Consider the following 19,524-nt stretch of genomic DNA (forward strand, 5'->3'; position numbering starts at 1 on the left):
TCACCCCTTCCGCTGACCGGCCGCTTTTTCCACCCGAGCAACTCCCGCGATCCCTTCCTCGTTGCCTTGTCCGGCGGCTTTCCGAAACCACTCGAGAGCTTGAGCTAGGTCCTGAACGACGCCGCTGCCATGCTCAACTCAGCAGCGACGGCACGATGTGCGCGCTGGTGACGTCGAAGTCGGTCAGGCTGGCCGCCCGGCCTTCATGCGGAAAGCTGAGGGCCTTGTGATCCACCCCGAGGGTGTGGAGCAGGGTGGCGTGGAAATCGGGCACGCTGACGACATCCTCGACGGAACGGTAACCGAACTCGTCCGTGGCTCCGTGCACATGTCCGCCCTTGAATCCTCCGCCCGCCACCCACAGCGAGAAGGCATGCCGATTGTGATCCCGGCCGTCCTTGCCCTGCGACACCGGCAAGCGGCCGAACTCGCCGGTCCAGAGCACCACCGTGGAATCCAGCAGCCCCCGAGCCTTGAGGTCCTTCACGAGGGCTGCGCTGGGCTGATCGGTTTTGGCGCACAGCCCCTTCAATCGCTCGGCATTCTTATCGTGCGTGTCCCAGGGTTGGCCATTGAGGAACAGTTGCACAAAGCGCACCCCGCGCTCGATCAGCCGACGAGCCAGCAGACAGCGCCGTCCATATTCCTCGGTGACCGGATTGTCTAATCCGTAGAGCTTCTTGGTGGCGTCCGATTCACTCGACAGATCCAGCGCCTCCGGAACCGCGCTCTGCATGCGGGCGGCCGTTTCGAAGTTGGCGATGCGGGCGTTGAGTTCGGTGTTCTCCGGGTAATGGGACGCGTGCTGCTGGTTGAGGGCCTTCAACAGGTTGAGCTGATTCAGGCGTGCCTGTGGCGGAGTCTTGGAGGGCGTCTGCAGGTTAAACACCGGGGAGTTTCCACTGCGGAACGGCGTTCCTTGATAGATGGCCGGCAAGAATCCCGATGACCAATTCCGCTCGCCGTCGACCGGCAACCCGCCGGGATCCGACAACACCACGTAGGCCGGTAGGTTCTCATTCTCCGAGCCCAACCCGTAGAGCACCCAAGCGCCCAGAGTCGGCAGCCCGGCCAAAAACCGTCCGGTGTGAATGATTCGCAGCGCGGATTCGTGGTCCACGGACCCCGTTGTCATGGATCGAACCAGGGTTATGTCGTCCGCGATCGATCCCGTGTGCGGCAGCAACTCCGATAGGTGCATTCCACACTGCCCGTGGCGATGAAACTCATAGGGGGCTCCCAGGACATTCCCGGCCTGCTTGTCGAAATGAATCTCCAGGTTGCCGCCGGGGTAGGGCTTTCCGCTCCATTTGTTCAGCGCGGGTTTGTAGTCGAACAAATCCATCTGGCTCGGTCCGCCGTGCTGGAAGAGACTGATGATGGCCTTGGCCTTCGGTTGGTAGTGTCCCGGCTTGGCGGGATTGGAAGCGCCGGCTCGCGATCCCGCCAGGAGTTGTGACAAGGCAATGGCACCCAGCCCGCCGGCGGATCGACCGAGGAAGGCGCGTCGTGAAAGTGCAGACTCGATGGCATTCATTCGAGGTAAAGAAACGAGTTCAGGCTGAGCAGCGATTGGCACAGATCCGCCCAGGTTCGCTGTTCAGCATCGGGGCGATCGGAATAAACGCGTCGCTGCTCGGTGATGAATTGCGTCGCGTGCGCCAGCTCGGTGGCGTCGGGTTCGCGTCCGGCGCTGAGCAGAAAAGCCTGTCGGATCCGCTGGCGAGCATCACTGTCAGTGCCCGCTTCGCGCAGTAAGCGCTCAGCGAAATCCTCTGCTCGCTTCACCGAGAACTCGGAGTTGAGCAAGCTCAACGACTGCAGTGGCATGGTCGTGCTGGCTCGACGGGTGCAATTGAAAACCACCGAGGGGGCATCGAAGTTTCCGAGGAAGGTCGGCACCTGGGTCCGCCGATGCTGGAGGAATACCGAGCGCGAGAACGCTTCCGGTTTCGACTCATCCACCAGCACCTCACCGGATCCTTCCCGTGGGGTGGGGACGTAGGGTCCTCCGGCTTTGGGGCCCAATCTGCCCGCGACAGCGAGCGTGGCATCGCGAATGGACTCGGCGTCCAGGCGATGGATGGGATATCGCCACAGCAGCTGATTGGCAGGATCGGCGGCGATGCCCTGATCATGGGGGCGGCTGGATTGCTGGAAGGTGGCAGAGTGCAGGATGAGCCGCACCACAGCTTTGGTGCTCCATCCCGATTCGATGAACTGTCGCGCCAGCCAATCCAGGAGCTCGGGGTGCGAGGGCTTGGCACCGCTGACTCCCAAGTTCTCCGGCGTGGCCACCAGCCCGATTTCGAAGCAGTGTTGCCAGATCCGATTGACCGTCACGCGAGCGAGTAGCGCCGCCTGAACCGAGTCGGGCTCGGTAAGCCACTGTGCCCACGCGGTGCGACGTCCGGTCGTGGTCGCTGTTTTGTGGAATGCCCCCGCGCCGCGTGGAGCCTTTGCCGCCAGCATGGAGAAGAAGACGGGTTCCACCGGCTCGCCCGGGGTTTTATGGTTGCCGCGCTCGAGCAAGCGCACTTGGGGAGCCTCCGGACCGCTGTCGGTCATCCACGCGATCATCCCGGGCTTGGGAGTTCGCTGTGCCGCGATCGCCTTGGTCGCTGTCTCCAGAGTCTTTTTGCGTTCCTTGAGCAGCTTCGCAAACGCCGCGTTTGTCGCGGCCCAACCTGGCAGCGATTCGTTGGATCGTTCGATGGCCACATTGTCGACGATGAAGCTGCGTCCGCAGCAATATTCAAAGGCGAACCCTCCGCGAGGCAGATCCTCGGCGGACAGCTTCAAGCTCTCGCCATCGACCGCGCCATCATAGAGATGCTCCAACAAGAACTCATTGGTGCTCTTGCGAGTGATGCGGATGCCGTAGTTGTGTCCGGGTTTGTATCCGGAGGCTCCGAGGTTGCCCTTGCTCTTGGCATCGCTCCCCGGGTAGTCCGTGTGCACTGCGGTTGCTCCGCCTGGGTTTCCATCGATCAGAATATTCCCGCCGTTCACCTCCGAATTGTCGTTGAAGTCGTGAGCGGCAATGACATAGCCGATTCGCTCCGCCCCGCCGCCCTGGCTGTCCAGAGCCAGTGAGGTGGACACGAGATCGAAGCTGGCTTGGATCCATTGACCATCAGCGGCGGGCCGCCAATCGAAGGCAGCCTTCGTGCTGAGCCAGCGGTCTCCGGAACCGCCGCCTTCGCGAATCCAGAGCCTGCCGTCCCGAACTTCGGCTCCCGGGCTGTCGGAAGAGTCCAGCTGCACAGCCGGCGAACCGCTTGGGATGTCGTCGCCCGGCGCTGTATTCGACCATCGCTCGCGCAGGGGGCGGCCCGGGTCGAACGAGTCCTGGAAGACCAGTTCACCGCGCGGTCGATGCGCCGCCGACCAGGCGCTGAATTCGGCTTGGAGTAACTCCTTCTGTTGATCGAGACGTTTTTCTTCGGCCTGCCAGGCCTCTGCTTGGCCGGGGAGGGCGGCCTGCACCACTCGGTCATTGGGCTTGGTCCATTTTTCGATGTGGAAGGCGGGATACAGGAATGCCTGGAACGAATAGTAGTCCTTTTGGCTGATCGGCTCAAACTTATGGTCGTGGCACTTGGCGCATTGCAGTGTGACGCCCAGCAGGCTGGAGCCCATGATCTGCATCGCGGACTCCAGCGCGTAATAGCGGTCGGTCCGAACCTCATCCGGATTACCGTCGCTCTCGCCCGAGCCATCCTGGCCATTGCGGAGGTAATGGGTCGCCTCCAGTAGCCGAACGATCTCGGCGGTGGCGGGGTGGCCGGGTTTCCAGCCGGATAACTCGTCGCCGGCGATTTGCTCGCGGACGAACTGGTCGAAGGGAAGATCTTGGTTGAAGGACCGAATCACGTAGTCCCGATACCGATAGGCATACGGCCGGTCGGTATCGGCATTGAAATAGCCGTTGGAGTCCGCGTAACCGGCCACATCCAGCCAGTGTTTCCCCCACCTTTCCCCGTAGCGCGGGGACGCGAGATATCGTTCCACCATCCGTTCGAAAGCCCCGGGCAGACGGTCTGCGACAAAGGTGTCGATCTCGGCGGGCGAGGGCGGCAGCCCAGTGAGAATAAAGGCCACCCGCCGGATGAGCGTGTGAGCGTTGGCGCTTGGGTTCAGCGCGAGCGACGCGCCCTGCAATTTCTGGCTGACGAATCGGTCGATGGGGGAAGATGCGCCCACCGTAAGGGGGGATGGTGTCGATGAGGGGGGCGGTTGAGGACGCAGAGGTTGGAACGCCCAATGGGAAACCGCGGCCGCGCTGCGGTCGACCTGGGCCGAAACAGCGATCCGAGGACCGAGAGCGGAGCAGAGCAACACCAGGCCGAGGAAGGTTGCTGAAAGGCATAGGTGCGCCCTGCGAGTTTGGCGCTCGCCAGACTGTGGCCTCCCGGCCGGGGGTGTGAGTCGGTCACGGTTCATCTGGAACGATGGCTAACTGTGCCTTCGGCGCTGCGGGGGGACAATGCAAAAGTAGTTTCTCATCTCGGCGGTAGGGGAGGCCGAACCCGCAGGCTTCATAGAGATTGGCCGGGACTTCCGGTTTAGCCGCAAAGAACGAAAGAAGACGAAAGAGGCGGACGAAAGCAGGGGAGTGATTCTGCCGGTTGGGAACTTCTTTCGTCATTTTTCGTTTCTTGCGGCTAAAGGATCGGTCGGGTTTTGAAACTCCGCCTGCTTCACGTCCGCGTCTCCCCTGAACGGGACGAAAAGGCTCTCCGTGGCGTGAAGGAAAAGCGGTGGCATGCCACGCGCGGTCCATAACGCCGAGTCGTGTTCCTTTGACTTCGTGATTGTCCCGTCCAGGTCATTGCGAAGGAGGCTATGTTTGCCGGGAGGAGGACAGGCCTGGTACCCGAATCGGCTGAGGTTGGTCGGCCGGGACTTCCGTATTAGCCGCAAAGAACGAAAGAAGACGAAAGAAGCGGACGGATTCAGGGGGGAGTGATTCTGCCGGTTGGGAACTTCTTTCGTCATTTTTCGTTTCTTGCGGCTAAAGGATCGGTCGGGGTTTGAAACTCCGCCTGCTTCAGGTCGGCGTCTCCCCTGACCGGCACGAAAAGGCTCTCCGTGGCGTGAAGGAAAAGCGGTGGCATGCCACGCGCGGTCCATAGCGCCGAGTCGTGTTCCTTTGACTTCGTGATTGTCCTGTCCATGTCATCGCGAAGGAGGCTATGGTTGAAGGGAAGGGAAGAGACCTGTGACCCGAATCGGCTGAGGTTGGTCGGCCGGGACTTCCGGTTTAACCGCAAAGAACGAAAGAAGACGAAAGAAGCGGACGGATTCAGGGGGGAGTGATTCTGTCGGTTGGGAACTTCTTTCGTCATTTTTCGTTTCTTGCGGCTAAAGGATCGGGGACCTGGCCTCGTTACCGTGCCCGACGAAGGACGTCTTGGTAGAAGGCGAGCGACTTCCGGTATTCTTCAATCAGCTCAGCAGGTGCGATACCCTCGCTCCGCTTGATCTCCTCTTGCACCCGTTGTACGAGCCACTCGGCTTCCACTCCACGTGGAACCACGGGAGCATTGGGAACATCCAGATGCCAAGGAGCGGTATGGGCAAAACGAATTCGGCCTCCGTCTCGCGCTTCAACGCAGCGCCAGGCGAGCCAAGCACTACCGGATGGATTGAATGCATGAGTTGCCTCGGATCGAAAGGCTCTTTTTGACGTCGGTTGGTTCTGTGGCTTGAACGTCTTGGCCACTTCGCCATTGACGATCAGCTCGAGGCTTTCGAGGGGCTGTTCGCTCAGCACCTCGCAGGTGAGATCGTGGGGTCGGTCGGCCGGGCGGTTTGCCAACGAGGCTCCGGGCCATCGGCCATCGGCTTGGGCGAGGAGCATGGGGCCGGTCGTGACGAAGCTCCGGCCGGCACCGAGTCCTTTGATCCACGCTTCATAGCTGAACGGCTCGTCGAGGTGGACATAGACGCGACTGAACCCCAGCGGCACCGGGTGCACTCCGTTGGCGGTTCCGGCGGTTGGATGGATCCGAAGGCCGCAGTTTAAAAGCGCGTAATAGGTCTGGAAGCCATAAAGCGTCCAGCCGCGTTCCGTGTCGGTGCCGGTGCCCTCGAGCCCCATGTAGGCCGGTGCCGGAACCGCCCAGTTCCGCACTGCATATTCCGTGGCCCAATGATGGTTGTTCGCCAACTCAAAGAGGTCGATCTTGGCGATCGGGACCAAGGCGATGGACCAGGGCCAATTGTGCTTCTCGAGATCGAGCAGCGCCCCTTGCGCATGGGCTTTTTCCGCGATGCGACTGAGCGGGAGTACCGGATCCGTAAAGCGGGTCTGATGGTTCAGGATAACCAGGGCGCCCAGGGTGTGATTGGCTTTGCCCGTCTGGAAAATCTCATACTCGGTGTTGCGGGGATACCAGACATGGTTGCTGTCCACGCGGATGGGTGCGTTGGTCCAGACTCCCTTGAACCCGCGGCCGCTGTCGGTAGGGGCGACGGTGGAGACGGTGGTCCAATCGACCATGGGCAGCGCCACGTTCACATCGTCCGCCAACTGGTTGATGGCTAACTCGGCGGGATCGCGATGATTGTGAGTGTCGCCGGAGAACCATCCCTGGGCGCTCATGTTGACCCATCGGACCAGGGGCAGCGACACTTTGCCGAGACCCGATGCCACCACGACTCTCTGCTCGGTGGGAAAGTATTCTTTGCCATGCTCGGCGCGGAACACATAGGTCCCCGGGATCAATTCTACCCGAAATGGGTGGGCAGACAGGGCGGTGTGCATCTCTACCGCGTTGGTGTTGGATCCGTTCCGACGCTCATAGCGCACGGCGGATCCGGAGGAGGAGGCAGACCGGGGAAAGTGCCAGCGTCCATCCGGTCCGCGAATCGAGAGCCGGGCGGGCAGGGGAGCCTGGTTGGCGGCATCTACGATGACCCCTTCCACCAAGATCTCCCGACGTTCCGAGCGTCGCTGCTCCACAATGGCCAACGGATCGGTGGGAAGTTGGGTCGGATCCACGAACCGTTCCAGATCTCGCATCGCGAGGACGCGACACTTCTGGTCATGAAGATACTTCAGGTATTCCTCGAAGCGTTCGGGGAAGGTGTTGACCCAGGGATGCTCGCGATCCGGCACGCCGTGGAATTGCATCACCGCGATGCGTCCATCGCGCGCTTGATCCACGGCGCGTTTGAAGTCCGACAGCGTCCAGTCGGGGCGCGCATCGCCCGCGGAGGGGATGAGTAGGGGATGGTCCTTCCCGGGCTCGTAAGCAAACCCCTTTCCCCAATCGTAGGCATGCTCGGGTCCGCCACCCCGCCGCGCCCAGCGGATGCCGAGGTCTCTCAGAATCGGAAGCGCTCCGGGCGTCAGGGTGTTCCCCGGGTAACTGAAGCTGATCGGACGTGGTATCCCGTTCTCGGCGCAGCGCTGGTTGATGAACTCGATCTGACCGCGGAGTTGTCCCAGTGTGGATGGTGCCACGCCGAGGTGATCTCGGGTGTGGTTGCCGATTTCGAAGCCATCGTCGTGAAGTTCGCGGATTTGGCTCCAGGTCAGGTAGTCCTGTTTGTTCGTGCGGAACGAGAAACCCTCCGTGATGAAGAATGTGGCTCCGAATCCATAGCGCTTCAGTAACGGGCGCACGATGGAGTGCTGAGAGGCCACCGAGTCGTCGAAGGTGAGCACCACCAGCTTGTCGGGGATCGGCTCCACCGCGGCGGCCTGAAATCCAAGGAGAAGCAGCCACGTCCGCGCCAAATGGGAGAGCCGTGTGGGAGTGTTCATTCTGAAGGAGCGTAGAAGAACCTTGGCGGGGAGAGCAATAGTGGAGGGGTGTTGACCTCCGATAAGGACATCGCAGCGGAGATGATCCCTCAGCGCTTCCCGCCGCGGCCTCTTCAACCCTTTCAAGCCTGGCGGAACGATATCCCGAGTCCGACGGCCTGCCAGCGCCTGGGGTTGACATTTTTGGAGGAAACGGTTTTTTGCACGTGTGCTCAAGTTGCTGAACACGCCAAAACTGACCCAGGGGCGAATTATCGCCGCCTTTGCGGTCGCGTTATTGGCCGATGGGATCCAGTTCATGCTGGGTCCGGTGGGGTGGATCGGTTTGGTTCAGGTCATCGATGTGGTGACCATGATCATTCAGAGCTTCCTCCTCGGCTTTCATCCGCTGTTCTTACCCACCTTCGTCGTGGAGTTTATTCCCGTCGTCGACATGCTTCCCACCTGGACGGCTTGCGTTGCTCTGGTCGTTTCCATGCGCCGTCGAAGTCCCCCCGAGCCACCTCGACCAGCGAGTCCGCCCCCCGTGCCCCATTCAGAGAAGGGTGATGTGATCGACGTCTAGCCCGGACCAGCGCAGGTCGCTCCCGGTTGTAGCAATCCCTTTAGCCGGGCTTAACTCGGTGGTTATTCCTTCTGTTCCTTCTTGATTCGACAAGTGGATTGGCGTTAGCTGCGAGCCTCAGTTCGTAAATCCCCTTACAACAACCCTAAACTCTATGAACACTCCATCCCGCCCAGGCTTGTTTTCGCGTGCGCCTGGAGCCGAGCGCTTCGCTCGGTTTTTAAACTCAACACTCCTCCTCAGCCTGCTCGCGGGCCCGGTTGAAAAATCCTTCGGATACTCCTCGCCCATCGTCCTTTCCACGGACGACCGGCTTGTTTGGGCGGTGAACCCGCACGACAATAGCGTCAGTGTCATCAGGCCTGACTCCAACGAGATTCTCACGGAAATATCTGTGGGAAAGGAGCCACACTCCCTGGCCATTACCCCTGACAAGAGGTGGGTTTACGTCGCCAATGCGGCTGATAACTCGGTCAGTGTCATCCGAATCGATTTCGGAGGGTGGGCTGGTTTCGCGGCCTCGGTGGACACCTCCGTGGGAGTAAATGGTCGTCTCCTTACGGGAGCCGAACCCTGCGCAGTCACGTGTTCCCCGGATGGTAAACGTGTGTTTGTGGCCAATGGGCAACAGGACACTGTGACCGTCATCAATGCTGAGACGCGCACCGTGATTGGTCACGTGGACCTGCGCAACAGTGTAGCGAACGATCCAGACCGGCGTCGGCTCTTTCAGCCTGCCGGCTTGGCGGTGACCTCTGACAGCAAAAAGCTGTATGTCACGCGGTTCATCTCCTTCACCAAGCCGGGTGGACGGCAAGGCGATGATCAGGGTAAGGAGGGGCTGGTTGCCGTCCTCGACATCGACACCTCGTCAACGTCGCTGTCCGGCTATCGGGTTTCGCGTGCCATTGCGCTGGCTCCGCAGTTGACGGGCTTTAGTGTCCCGGGAGTTACGAATGCGACGGAGGCCGCGACCTTCGCCTTTCCGAATCAACTCAACTCGATCGTGATTCGCGGCGACCACGCGTATCTGCCCAACGTGGCGGCTTCGCCCAGCGGTCCGCTTCGGTTTAACCTCGATACCCATGCCTTTGTAAACGTCATTGGCGGAGTCAATAGCGCCGCTCCGAGTGATCTTGGGGCTTTGAACCTCCATCTGGGAGCGCGGGACCCGGAAGCCGGCAAACGTCGACTGTTCTTCGCTAATCCCTGGGCCATGGCCTTCACCTCTCAGAGCGGAGCTGGATCGGCGTATGTCGTGAGCGCCGCCAGCGACCTGCTGGTGAAACTGAACGTGGCCGCGGATGGTAGCCTGAGCTTCACCCAGGATGGAAACACGACCCGGTATATCGATCTCAACGATCCCGACGATGCTCAGACGAGCGGGCGCAACGCCGGAAAGAACCCTCAAGGAATCGTCATCACCCGTGATGGCTCGCGAGCTTACGTGCACAATGCCATTTCGAAGAATGTTAGCGTCGTCGACCTCGCGACCGATCAGGTGATCAAAGTCATCCCGCTCAAGCCGCTTCCGCCTCCGGGAACGCTCGCCGAACAGGTTTTAGTGGGCGCTGAAATGTTTTTCTCCTCCCGCGGCAACTTTGATGCAGTGCCGGGCGCGACGGTGTCCTTGCGCGATCGGCTTTCCAGCGAAGGTTGGCAAGGCTGTGCCAGTTGCCATCCCCGTGGGTTGACCGACGGCGTGGTCTGGCAGTTCGGAGCGGGACCCCGCAAGAGCGTTCAGATGAATGCGACTTTCAATCCTCATTTTCCCGACCGCCAGCGCGTGCTCAACTACTCGGGGATTTTTGATGAGGTGGAGGATTTCGAGATCAACATCCGGAACGTGTCCGGTCCCGGCAACCTGCCGAATACAACACCCCCCCAGTTGAATCCGAATCAAGGACTGCTCATCGGGGATGACGGCGACGTCAACAAGACGCCGGGAGCGCTCAACGGGTTCGCCAAAGCCAATGGGGAACGCCCCCAATTGACCGTCACGTTGCCGGGGAGCAACGTCAAGCAACCTGCGCTCACAGCGCTGCGGGAGTGGGTTCGCCATGCCATTCGTACCCCGAACGCCCCGTTGCCCGGGTTTGGGGGTGCCGGAGTCGATGCCGCGGTTCTGAGCGAAGGACGGCGGCTCTTTGAATTGGTGGGCTGCGTGACTTGCCACGGAGGCAGCCATTGGACCACCTCCCTCAAGGATTTCAACTCACCGCCCGCCGCCTCAGAAATCTTTACCGAGCGCACGCCGGCACCAACGTCCGGTAATCCCATTGGAACCCAGTATCTCAATCGGTTCCTTCGCGACGTCGCCAGCTTCAATCTGGGCGTGCCCGGTGGAGGTAACGAGTTCGGTAAGAATATCGGAGCCGTGGAGCAGGCAGCGCCGACGGTCGCCAATGGCGTCATTGCGCCCGGGCAGGACGCGTTGGGCAAGGACTACAACGGAGACGGAGCTGGCGTGGGGTATAACGTGCCCTCGTTGCTGGGGATTGTTGCGATGCAGCCCTACAATCACAACGGCGCCGCCGAGTCGATCGAGGAGATTCTTCTGGATCCCCGTCATTGGCAGCAGGGCGGAGGAGATCCCTCACTCCTTGCTAGCCCGAGGGCGCGCGCGGTGCTGGCCGCTTTCGTGGAATCGATCGATGCCAAAACTCCCGTGTTTCAGATTCCTGGGGAACCTTTGGTGATATCGGATGCAACCCGATCTGCGGAGGGCTTTAGGGTCGATTGGACGGGTGGTTTCGGGCCCTACGCACTCGAGAAGAAGCAGGAAATCGAGGAGGCTGAGTTCACGACCGTCGCGGTCACCTCGGAACGCACCGCCAACGATCTCTTCAGCGGGCGTTCAGCGTTCTATCGGGTGTTCGACCTGGCCCATGCTCCGACGGTTTGGTTGAATGTCGCGATGAGCGGCGACGCGGAACAACCGAATTCCGTGGACACCGCCGGGGTGGGATATGGCTATCTGCGCGTGAAGGGGGATCGGCTCAGTTTCACGATTACGTATGCAGGATTGTCGTCGCCTGCTGTCGCGGCGCATATCCACGGTCCGGCGGCCGCGTCGGGGGTAGGTGGGGTGCTCATCGATCTCGGACCTTTCAAGGGAGACGGTTTCGGGACTTCGGGGCGGTTGTTGGGAGAAGTCACCCTCACGGCCGAGCAGAAGGCCTTTATCCTGGGCAATCGTACCTATGTGAACATTCACACGGTGAACCATCCGGCAGGCGAACTGCGCGGGCAGGCGATCAACGCCGCCCTGAAAGTATCGCTCACCGGAGCCGCGGAGCGCCCGAACCCCTTGTCGACCCCGGCCGGTGGTTTCGGATTGTTCACCCTCGTGGGCAAGACATTGGCGTTTAACATCAATTACCACGGGCTGTCAGGTAGCGCGGTTGCGGCGCACATCCATGGCCTGGCGACCGATGCGGCCACCGCGCCTCCGCTCATCGATCTTGGGCGTTACGCCCTCGGCGGTTTTGGGGACCATGGTGCCCTGGTGGGAACGGTGGAACTCGATTCCCGCCAGCTGGCGGCTCTCGCCGATGGATTGGCCTATGTGAATATCCACACGCCGGCGCATCCAGGAGGGGAGATTCGGGGGCAGATCAGCGGCAACACCACCGCCATTCCGTTCAGCGCGGACCTGAGTGGAGCAGCGGAGCGTCCTGCTTCGGTGGATTCCTTGGCGACGGGATTTGTCAGCGCCGGGCTTACGGATCATCACTTCCGATTCCACATTTCCTACCGGGGGCTCTCCGGACCGGTCACGGCGGCTCATATTCATGGGCCTGCTTCGACCACTGGAACGGGCGATGTTCTGTTGAACCTGACGCCATTTGCAAAAGGGACTCTCGGTGCTCACGGTGAGTTTTCCGGAAGCATCGAGCTTTCCGCCGAGTGGCGCTCGCATCTGGTCAATGGCGATGTCTACGTCAACTTGCACACGGCGCAGAATCCCGGCGGTGAAATCCGAGGGCAGATCGCGCCGGTGCTGCTCGACTGTGTCATGACGGGGGCGAACGAGCGTCCGAATCCGGTGGTGGGCGATGCTCTAGGTACGGCCCGCCTCTCGCTCTTGGGTCGAACGTTGACCTTCCAGATTGATTACGCGGGGCTGTCAGGTCCAGCTACCGCCGCTCACTTGCATGGTCCGGCGGGTGTGGAAGAGACAGCATCCCCGTTGATCGATCTCAAGCCCTACGCCTTAGGCGGACTGGGTGCTTCGGGATTTTTCCTCGGAGCGGTGGAAACTCAACTCAGTGCCTGGGGGGCTGTGATTGATGGGCTCAGCTACCTGAACATCCACACTGCGGCTCATGCTCCAGGCGAGATTCGTGGCCAGGTGCGTCCCGTGATCGATCCCTCGCGTTAATCGGCGCGCTTCACCAGCGGGAAACACAGAGGCAGCCTGGCTCACGCCGGGCTGCCTTTCCTTTTGTGGGGTCTTCTAGTTTGCATTGCCGTGGCCTTCACGGGCTCGACGCCACCACGATTGGAAGGTAGGAAGAGACTCCGTCGAGCCCATGAATGCCCCAGGCTCAGGATAGCAAAGAAGGCAACTCGCCAAGGGCCACCGGTCGATCGTCACTACCTCGGTTCGCGAGAACGCAGCCCTTCCCCGTTCGAGGACCTGGGGCCCATCAGGGCTCGACGGAGTCTCTCCCTACCGCCGTGACGATAGGGGGTAGGGCGAGACTCCGCTCGAGCCCATGAATGCCTCGGGCTCAGGATAAGAAAGAAGGCAACTCCGCAAGGGCCACCGGGCGGTCGCCACTAGCTCGGTTCTCGACGACGCAGCCCTTCCCCGTTCGAGGACCTTGGGCCCATCAGGGCTCGACGGAAAACGGAACTATAAACTTATTCGGATCGATCCTCGATCTAGTCCCTCCCTATCTTTGCTCCGTGCCTCCTACAGAACCATAAGCCTCATCGTTCCCATGACTGTTGTGTGCTTGTCGTCTTGAGATTGTCACATTAGGGTGCTCCTTGTTGTATTGCATCATGAAGATTTGCGTTCGTTTCTCCTGCTGGACTTGGTTTGCCCTCCTGTGCTTCTTGGCTCCTCATCCGGGAAATGCCGCCCTCCCCGAATACGACGCCACGATAGCAGCCGATTCTCAGTCCGGCATCAAGCCCTTGGCTACCCTGCTGGTTCCGGCTGTTTTCTACGATACCAACCGCCAAGCCTTCAACTTTGGGAACTCATCGGGAGATGTCACCATGGAGTTCATTGTGGAAGGTGATCCCATTGCGGGGGGAGGGAACGGATATCTCGCGGTCGGTTCCACCTCCGGCAGCAGCTTGCGCTATGAGCAGTGGAACAACACGGGGCAGGTGGGCTTTACCCAGAGCGGCGTGTCGGACTATGTTTTTTCGCCGGCGGTGCCGTCGCCGACGGAGCCTGCCCACCTGGCCTTCGTCTGGACCTCGACGAATCGCACGATGCGCCTCTTCGTTAACGGCACCCTGGCCGGGACACGGACCGGGGTTGCCACCACTTTTGCCATGCCTCGCGGGCTTGGGACCTTGGGGAACAGCGCTGCCGGCACAGAAGGGATGGTCGGTACCATTCATCGGGTGACGGTCTACGATGATGCTCTGCCGGCGGCCGCGATCCTACGGCATGCCGACGCGTTCACCGGGACCCGTCGACCCCCGCTCCTCCTCGAGTTTACCGCTGTCCCGTCCGTCCTGTTCTCCCCGGCGGGCACCTTGTTGAGCTGGCGAACCCAAGATGCGGATGGTGTTCGTCTCGACGGCTCCGACGTGACGGGATTGACCCAAATCACTCTCAACCCCGAGTCCACCCATCTCTACGAGTTGGTGGCGGAGAACCAGGGAGGGAGTGTCACGGGGAGGGTGCTGGTGACGGTGAATCCCGCGCCGTTGGTGCGACGTTTTGGACCGGACAAGGAGTTCGTTGGCCCCGGGGAGCCTTTTCGGCTGAGCTGGGAGACGGACTATGCCACCGAATTGGTCATCAGTCCTATGGTAGGCGATGTGACTTCCCGGACGATTGACGGGAAGGGGTCGGTCGAACTCTCGGTTTTGGCGAACTCGACCTTCACGTTCACGGCTCGCAATGCATTCGGCCAGAGCCAGGCGGAAGCGACCGTCAGCCTGCTGAATCCGGCCAGTCATCTCGTGATTTCTGAGTTTCTCGCCGACAACCAAACTACCCTCGCCGACGAGGAGGGGCAGTTCTCGGATTGGATTGAAATCTACAACCCGACCCCGTCGCCCATTCGCCTGCTCGGATACTCCCTCACCGACGATCCGAAGGATTTGACCCAATGGAAGTTCCCCGACATCACCCTGGCTCCTCGGGAGTTCCTGTTGATTTTCGCCTCAGGAAAAAACCGCGTGGCCGCTGGAGCACCCCTTCATACCGGGTTTCAGCTCAGCCAAGGTGGTGACTATCTGGCATTGGTTGGTCCCGGGCCGATTGTGCTGCAGGAGTTTTCTCCGGGCTATCCCGTTCAGTCGACGGACATTTCCTATGGCCTTTTGGCCGGTGATCTTTCGACCCTGCGTTTTTTGGGCGAGCCTACGCCTGGGCTACCCAATCGCAACATTCAGCCGCCACCGGGCTCCGTGGTGTTTTCCCGCAGCAGCGGAACGATTACGAACGCTTTCGATCTGAGTCTTTCCAGCGCCACTCCGGGAGCGGAGATCCGATACACCTTCGACGGTTCCACCCCGGGACCTACGAACGGCCTGATCTACACCACCCCATTGCGAATCGAGCAAACGCGACGTATTCGCGCCGTGGCTCTGGCGAGCGGAAAAGCGAGCCCGGTTACCGGTGGTAGCTACATCAAGCTCGCTGCCGATCTGCTCAACTACCGTTCCACCCTCCCCATTCTGTTGATCGAGAATTTCGGAGCCGGGGTCATTCCTCAGAAGGGCTGGAGCGGCAATGGGTCGGGAATCAAGCAAGTGCCACGTCAAGCGGCTGTGTGGGCCACCTTCGATCGTCAAGGCCAGCAGCAGACCAGTTCTCTGACCCAGGAGGCAGACATGTTTAGTCGCATTGGAATTCGGGGACGCGGGGCGTTCTCCTCGACCTGGCGGCAGAAGCCTTACAGTGTTGAAGCGGAGAGTGAGACGGGCGAGGAGGCCGACGTCTCCCCGCTGGGAATGCCGGAACACTCCGAGTGGATCCTTTACTATCCGGACGCCGAGGACTCCAAGGATCCCACCATGCTTTTCAACACCTTCGCGTATGAGCTGAGCCGCCGTACCGGACGTTACTCCGTGCGCTTTCGCTGGGTGGAAGCGTTTGTGAACGAGGATGGCGGGGATCTTAAGCTGGCCGATCGGCGGGGGGTGTATGCGATTCTGGAAAAAGTTTCCCGCGGCCAGGATCGGCTGGATTTCGATCGTCTGGCTCCCGATGGGTCAACCGGGGGATGGCTGCTCAATATCAATCGCATGGATCCCGAGCCTGACACCGGGTGGCCGGCGCCTAACGGGGCGCGGCAGCCTTATTTCTTCCATACGGCCGGACCGAATCGCCGAGCCGAGTCCCGCCCCAACGACCAGGTCGCGGGCGATGACCTGCCGCAGCAAAGCAATGGCTATCTCAACTTCGATAATCCCAACGGCTACGTCATCAATCCCCAGCAGCGGGCCGCGATCGAGGGTTGGTTTAAGCGGTTTGAGGACGTGTTCTACAACAGTGCCCTGTGGCGCGACCCGACGAATGGATATCGGCGCCATCTGGATACCTTGGACTTCGCCGATTATTTCATCCTAAACACTCTGACTCACAATGGAGATGGCCTCCTGATCAGCATGTTTCCCTGGAAAGGGCGGGACGAGAAGCTGCGGATGGGGCCGGCGTGGGATTACAACTGGAGCCCCTACTATATTGGATCGCCCTCCCCGACGGGAGATCTGCTCTGGCGCTCTGAGCAGATTTGGTACGCCCGGCTGTTCACGGACCCTGATTTCGTGCAGGAGTATATGGACCGTTGGTGGAACCTGCGACGTGGGCCGCTCAGCGATGCGGGAATGGATGCGGTCATCGATGAACAGGCCGCCGAGATTTCCCCGGCTAAAGCCCTGCTGAATGGCGTCCCCAGTGCGACGGAGTGGACCACCCGGCTCAACACCATGAAGAATTGGTTGAAAGCCAGGGCGGCTTGGATCGACGGCAGCTACGTGCGGCCACCCTTCTACAACCAGCCCGGCGGCGAGATTCCCAATGGATTTCAGCTCGTGATGGGCGGAACCAACGGAACCGTTTACTTTACCTTGGACGGATCTGACCCTCGGCTGCTCGGCGGCGCGGTGAACCCTTCGGCCCAGGCCTTTCTGACACCGGTCGTTCTCAATGCCGAGACCGAGGTGAAAGCTCGACTGAAGCGTGGCAATGTCTGGAGCGGCCTGACCACGGCGGTCTTTACACCGGCGCAGGATTTCTCGGGTCTGTTCTTCAGCGAGATCATGTACAACCCGCTGAACTTCGGCGCGATTTCCGGGGATGATCTGGAGTTTGTTGAATTGCAGAATGGCGGGCTCCGATCCCTTCGACTGGGAACTCTAACCTTTACGGAAGGCATTCAGTTCACCTTTGCTCCGGGGACCGAGCTGGCTCCCGGGGCTCGGCTCCTGCTGGCCCGCAATCGGACGGCCTTGCAGACTCGGTATCCGGGCATTGTCGTCCAGGGAGAATACACCGGCCGGCTGGACAACAACGGAGAACGTCTGACCTTGTCCACGGCCCTGGGAGGACAGGTGCTAAGCATTGAGTACAATGATCGCGCACCCTGGCCTATCAGCCCGGACGGCTACGGCTTTTCCCTGGTTCCGATCGCGGAGGTTCGGATTTCGGAGTTAACTCAAGGCACCCGATGGCGTGCCAGCTCGGCTCGAGGTGGTTCACCCGGTCAGCCCGATCCCGAACCCGTGGGTTCGGGGCGAGGCGTGGTCGTCAACGAGGTCGTGTCGCACACGCTCAGGCCCGATGTCGACCAAATCGAAATCTACAATCCCGGAGCCACCGCGGTCGACTTGGTCGGATGGTATTTAAGCGACGACGGCGCTCTGCCGCGGAAGTATCGGTTTCCGGTCGGCTCGGTGATTCCCGCTCAGGGTTACCTGGTGTTGGACGAGTCCGACTTTAACTCGCTCCCGGGGGGCGCAGGTTCGTTCGCTCTTTCGGCTGAGGGGGACGATCTTTATCTGACGGCGGCCGACGCCCAGGGTAATTTTACCGGCTATGGGCACGGCGTTTCCTTTGGCCCGTCAGAGACAAAAACCAGTCTGGGTCGTTACGTCAACAGTATCGGTCAGGAATCCATGGTCCGGTTGACGTCCCTCACTCTCGGAAGCACGAACTCGCCTCCCGCAGTGGGGCCGGTGGTGATTCAAGAGATCCACTACCATCCGGAAGGCGACCAGCCGGCTTTCGTGGAGCTGAAAAGCATCGCGAATACCGAGGTTCCTTTTTTTGACGCAGCTTCACCAACCAACACCTGGCGCCTGGCCGGATTCGGGTTCCAGTTTCCCACGGGCTTCACTTTAGGGGCAGGGCGTTTGGTCGTGGTGGTTGCCACGAACGCGGAGGGATTTCGAATTCGCCATGGAATTCCTTCGGACGTAGCCGTTTTGGCAGGAGCAACGGGCAGCCTGCAGAACAGCGGAGAGCGGCTTGAACTGCAGCGTCCTGGTTACACGGATGGGACCAATGGCACCGTGTTCGTCTCGGTCGATGCGGTGAGGTATGACGACCGGGCTCCATGGCCCTCGGCGGCCGATGGGGGGGGAGCCTCGCTCCAACGTCGCGTCGCGTCGCAGTTTGCCGACGATCCCTCCAACTGGCTCGCAGCGCTTCCAACACCGGGTCAAGACCTAGGCCTCGGGGAAGCCCCGAGCCTCGTCCGTCAGCCGGTGAGTCAATCCGTGGTCGCCTACTTGGATGTGAGTTTTTCGGTCGAGGCCACCGGCACTGGCCCCTTGTTCTACCAGTGGACCTTCAATGGGGCACCGTTGTTGGGGGAAACCAACTCCAGCTTGCAGCTGAAGGAAGTGCCTCCGGAGGCGGCTGGATACTACCATGCCATCGTCTACAGCGCCTTGGGCTCGGTAGTCAGCGAGGCCGCCCAGCTGATCACGATTAGGCCCGCTTCCATCGTGCAGCAGCCGCTGAGTCGGGCGACCAATGTGGGCAGTCGCGTGTCGTTCTCCGTAACAGCGATTGGCATTGGTACCCTACGTTACCAATGGTCTTTCAACGGGGGAGCGATCAACCAGGCAACCAATTCGATCTTGTCCCTAACCAATGTTCAGCCGGCGGATGCCGGACCATACCAGGTCACAGTTACCGACGACATTGGATCCATGCGCAGCCAGTCGGCTTTCTTGGTGGTCAATGTTCGGCCGACGATTGTTCAGTCGCCCCTCCCGGTGACGGCGGTAGCTGGGGAGCCGGTGAGCTTCCGGGTGGTTTTGAGCGGGACTGCTCCATTCACCGTGCGATGGCGTCGCGGGACAACCACACTGACCAATGTCATCGTGAACGGCTTCGAATCGACCTTCTTGATTCCATCGGTGCAGACGGCTCAGGCCGGAAGCTACAACGCGCTGGTCGGGAATGCGGCCGCGGCCAATGTGGCTTCCGCGGGCGCGTTGCTCACCGTGTTGGCGGACGCCGACCGCGATGGCCTCCCGGATGTCTATGAAGGTCAAACGCCGGGATTCTCGTCCAGCGTTCCCGAAGATGCGGGGAAAGATTTCGATGGGGATGGCTTCAACAACTTGAACGAATATCGGGCGGGAACCGATCCCAACGATCCGGCTAGCTTGCTCAAGATCACGGACGTCGTTCCTCAGGAGTCGGGGTTGGCTCTTCGGTTTGCGGTGGTGGCGGGGCGGACTTACTCCGTGGACACTATCGATCAGCTGGTGGGTGGATCCTGGCTGACGCTGACGAACTTGCCGGCCTCGGCGAGTGCCGGGGTCATCGAGGTCCTGGATACGGCGGCCCGGCCTGGGGAGCGATTCTACCGGGTTCGGACGCCATAGAGGTGCATCGAGGGCTATGCGCTCTCGATGCGGGGGATCCCCCCTCCGGGGGGCGGAAAAGCTGTAGAGGGCTACAGCACTCCATAACGTCAAGCGCCTCGCGAAGCGTCTTGGAGTGCTGTAGCCCTCTACAGCTTTT

The 19,524-nt window shown here is 60.8% G+C and carries 6 protein-coding genes; 3 read left to right on the forward strand and 3 right to left on the reverse strand.

Annotated features, from left to right (window positions below; genetic code table 11):
• Positions 1–133: 133 nt before the first annotated feature.
• The 3 genes from JNN07_25945 to JNN07_25955 form a co-directional block, all read right to left on the reverse strand.
• Positions 134–1,537 carry a DUF1501 domain-containing protein gene (locus JNN07_25945; protein MBL9171201.1) on the reverse strand — a complete coding sequence of 468 codons (1,404 nt, stop codon included), beginning with the start codon at positions 1,535–1,537 and terminating at the stop codon, positions 134–136.
• A complete protein-coding gene (locus JNN07_25950; protein ID MBL9171202.1) occupies positions 1,534–4,206 on the reverse strand; it encodes a DUF1553 domain-containing protein in 2,673 nt (890 codons plus the stop codon). Before JNN07_25950 ends, JNN07_25945 begins: the two co-directional genes overlap by 4 nt.
• 1,186 nt (positions 4,207–5,392) lie before the next feature.
• On the reverse strand, positions 5,393–7,777 hold the full coding sequence (locus JNN07_25955; GenBank protein ID MBL9171203.1) for a polysaccharide deacetylase family protein: 2,385 nt from the start codon (positions 7,775–7,777) through the stop codon (positions 5,393–5,395).
• Positions 7,778–7,985: 208 nt separating this feature from the next.
• Here JNN07_25955 and JNN07_25960 point away from each other — a divergent pair, with 208 nt between their 5' ends.
• The 3 genes from JNN07_25960 (at position 7,986) to JNN07_25970 (ending at position 19,385) form a co-directional block, all read left to right on the forward strand.
• Positions 7,986–8,342 carry a hypothetical protein gene (locus JNN07_25960; protein ID MBL9171204.1) on the forward strand — a complete coding sequence of 119 codons (357 nt, stop codon included), beginning with the start codon at positions 7,986–7,988 and terminating at the stop codon, positions 8,340–8,342.
• A 154-nt stretch (positions 8,343–8,496) separates the two neighbouring features.
• Complete coding sequence (locus JNN07_25965) at positions 8,497–12,726, forward strand: CHRD domain-containing protein (protein MBL9171205.1); 4,230 nt, start codon at positions 8,497–8,499, stop codon at positions 12,724–12,726.
• A 629-nt stretch (positions 12,727–13,355) separates the two neighbouring features.
• Entirely contained in the window at positions 13,356–19,385 is a 6,030-nt protein-coding gene (locus tag JNN07_25970) for a lamin tail domain-containing protein (protein MBL9171206.1), read from the forward strand.
• Positions 19,386–19,524: the final 139 nt, after the last annotated feature.

It is taken from the genome of Verrucomicrobiales bacterium (assembly GCA_016793885.1).
GTDB lineage: Bacteria > Verrucomicrobiota > Verrucomicrobiia > Limisphaerales > UBA11320 > UBA11320.

Coding starts and splice junctions, on each gene's coding strand:
- JNN07_25945 (MBL9171201.1), bottom strand. CDS start 1,537: ATGAATGCCATCGAGTCTGCACTTTCACGACGCGCCTTCCTCGGTCGA.
- JNN07_25955 (MBL9171203.1), bottom strand. CDS start 7,777: ATGAACACTCCCACACGGCTCTCCCATTTGGCGCGGACGTGGCTGCTT.
- JNN07_25965 (MBL9171205.1), top strand. CDS start 8,497: ATGAACACTCCATCCCGCCCAGGCTTGTTTTCGCGTGCGCCTGGAGCC.
- JNN07_25970 (MBL9171206.1), top strand. CDS start 13,356: ATGAAGATTTGCGTTCGTTTCTCCTGCTGGACTTGGTTTGCCCTCCTG.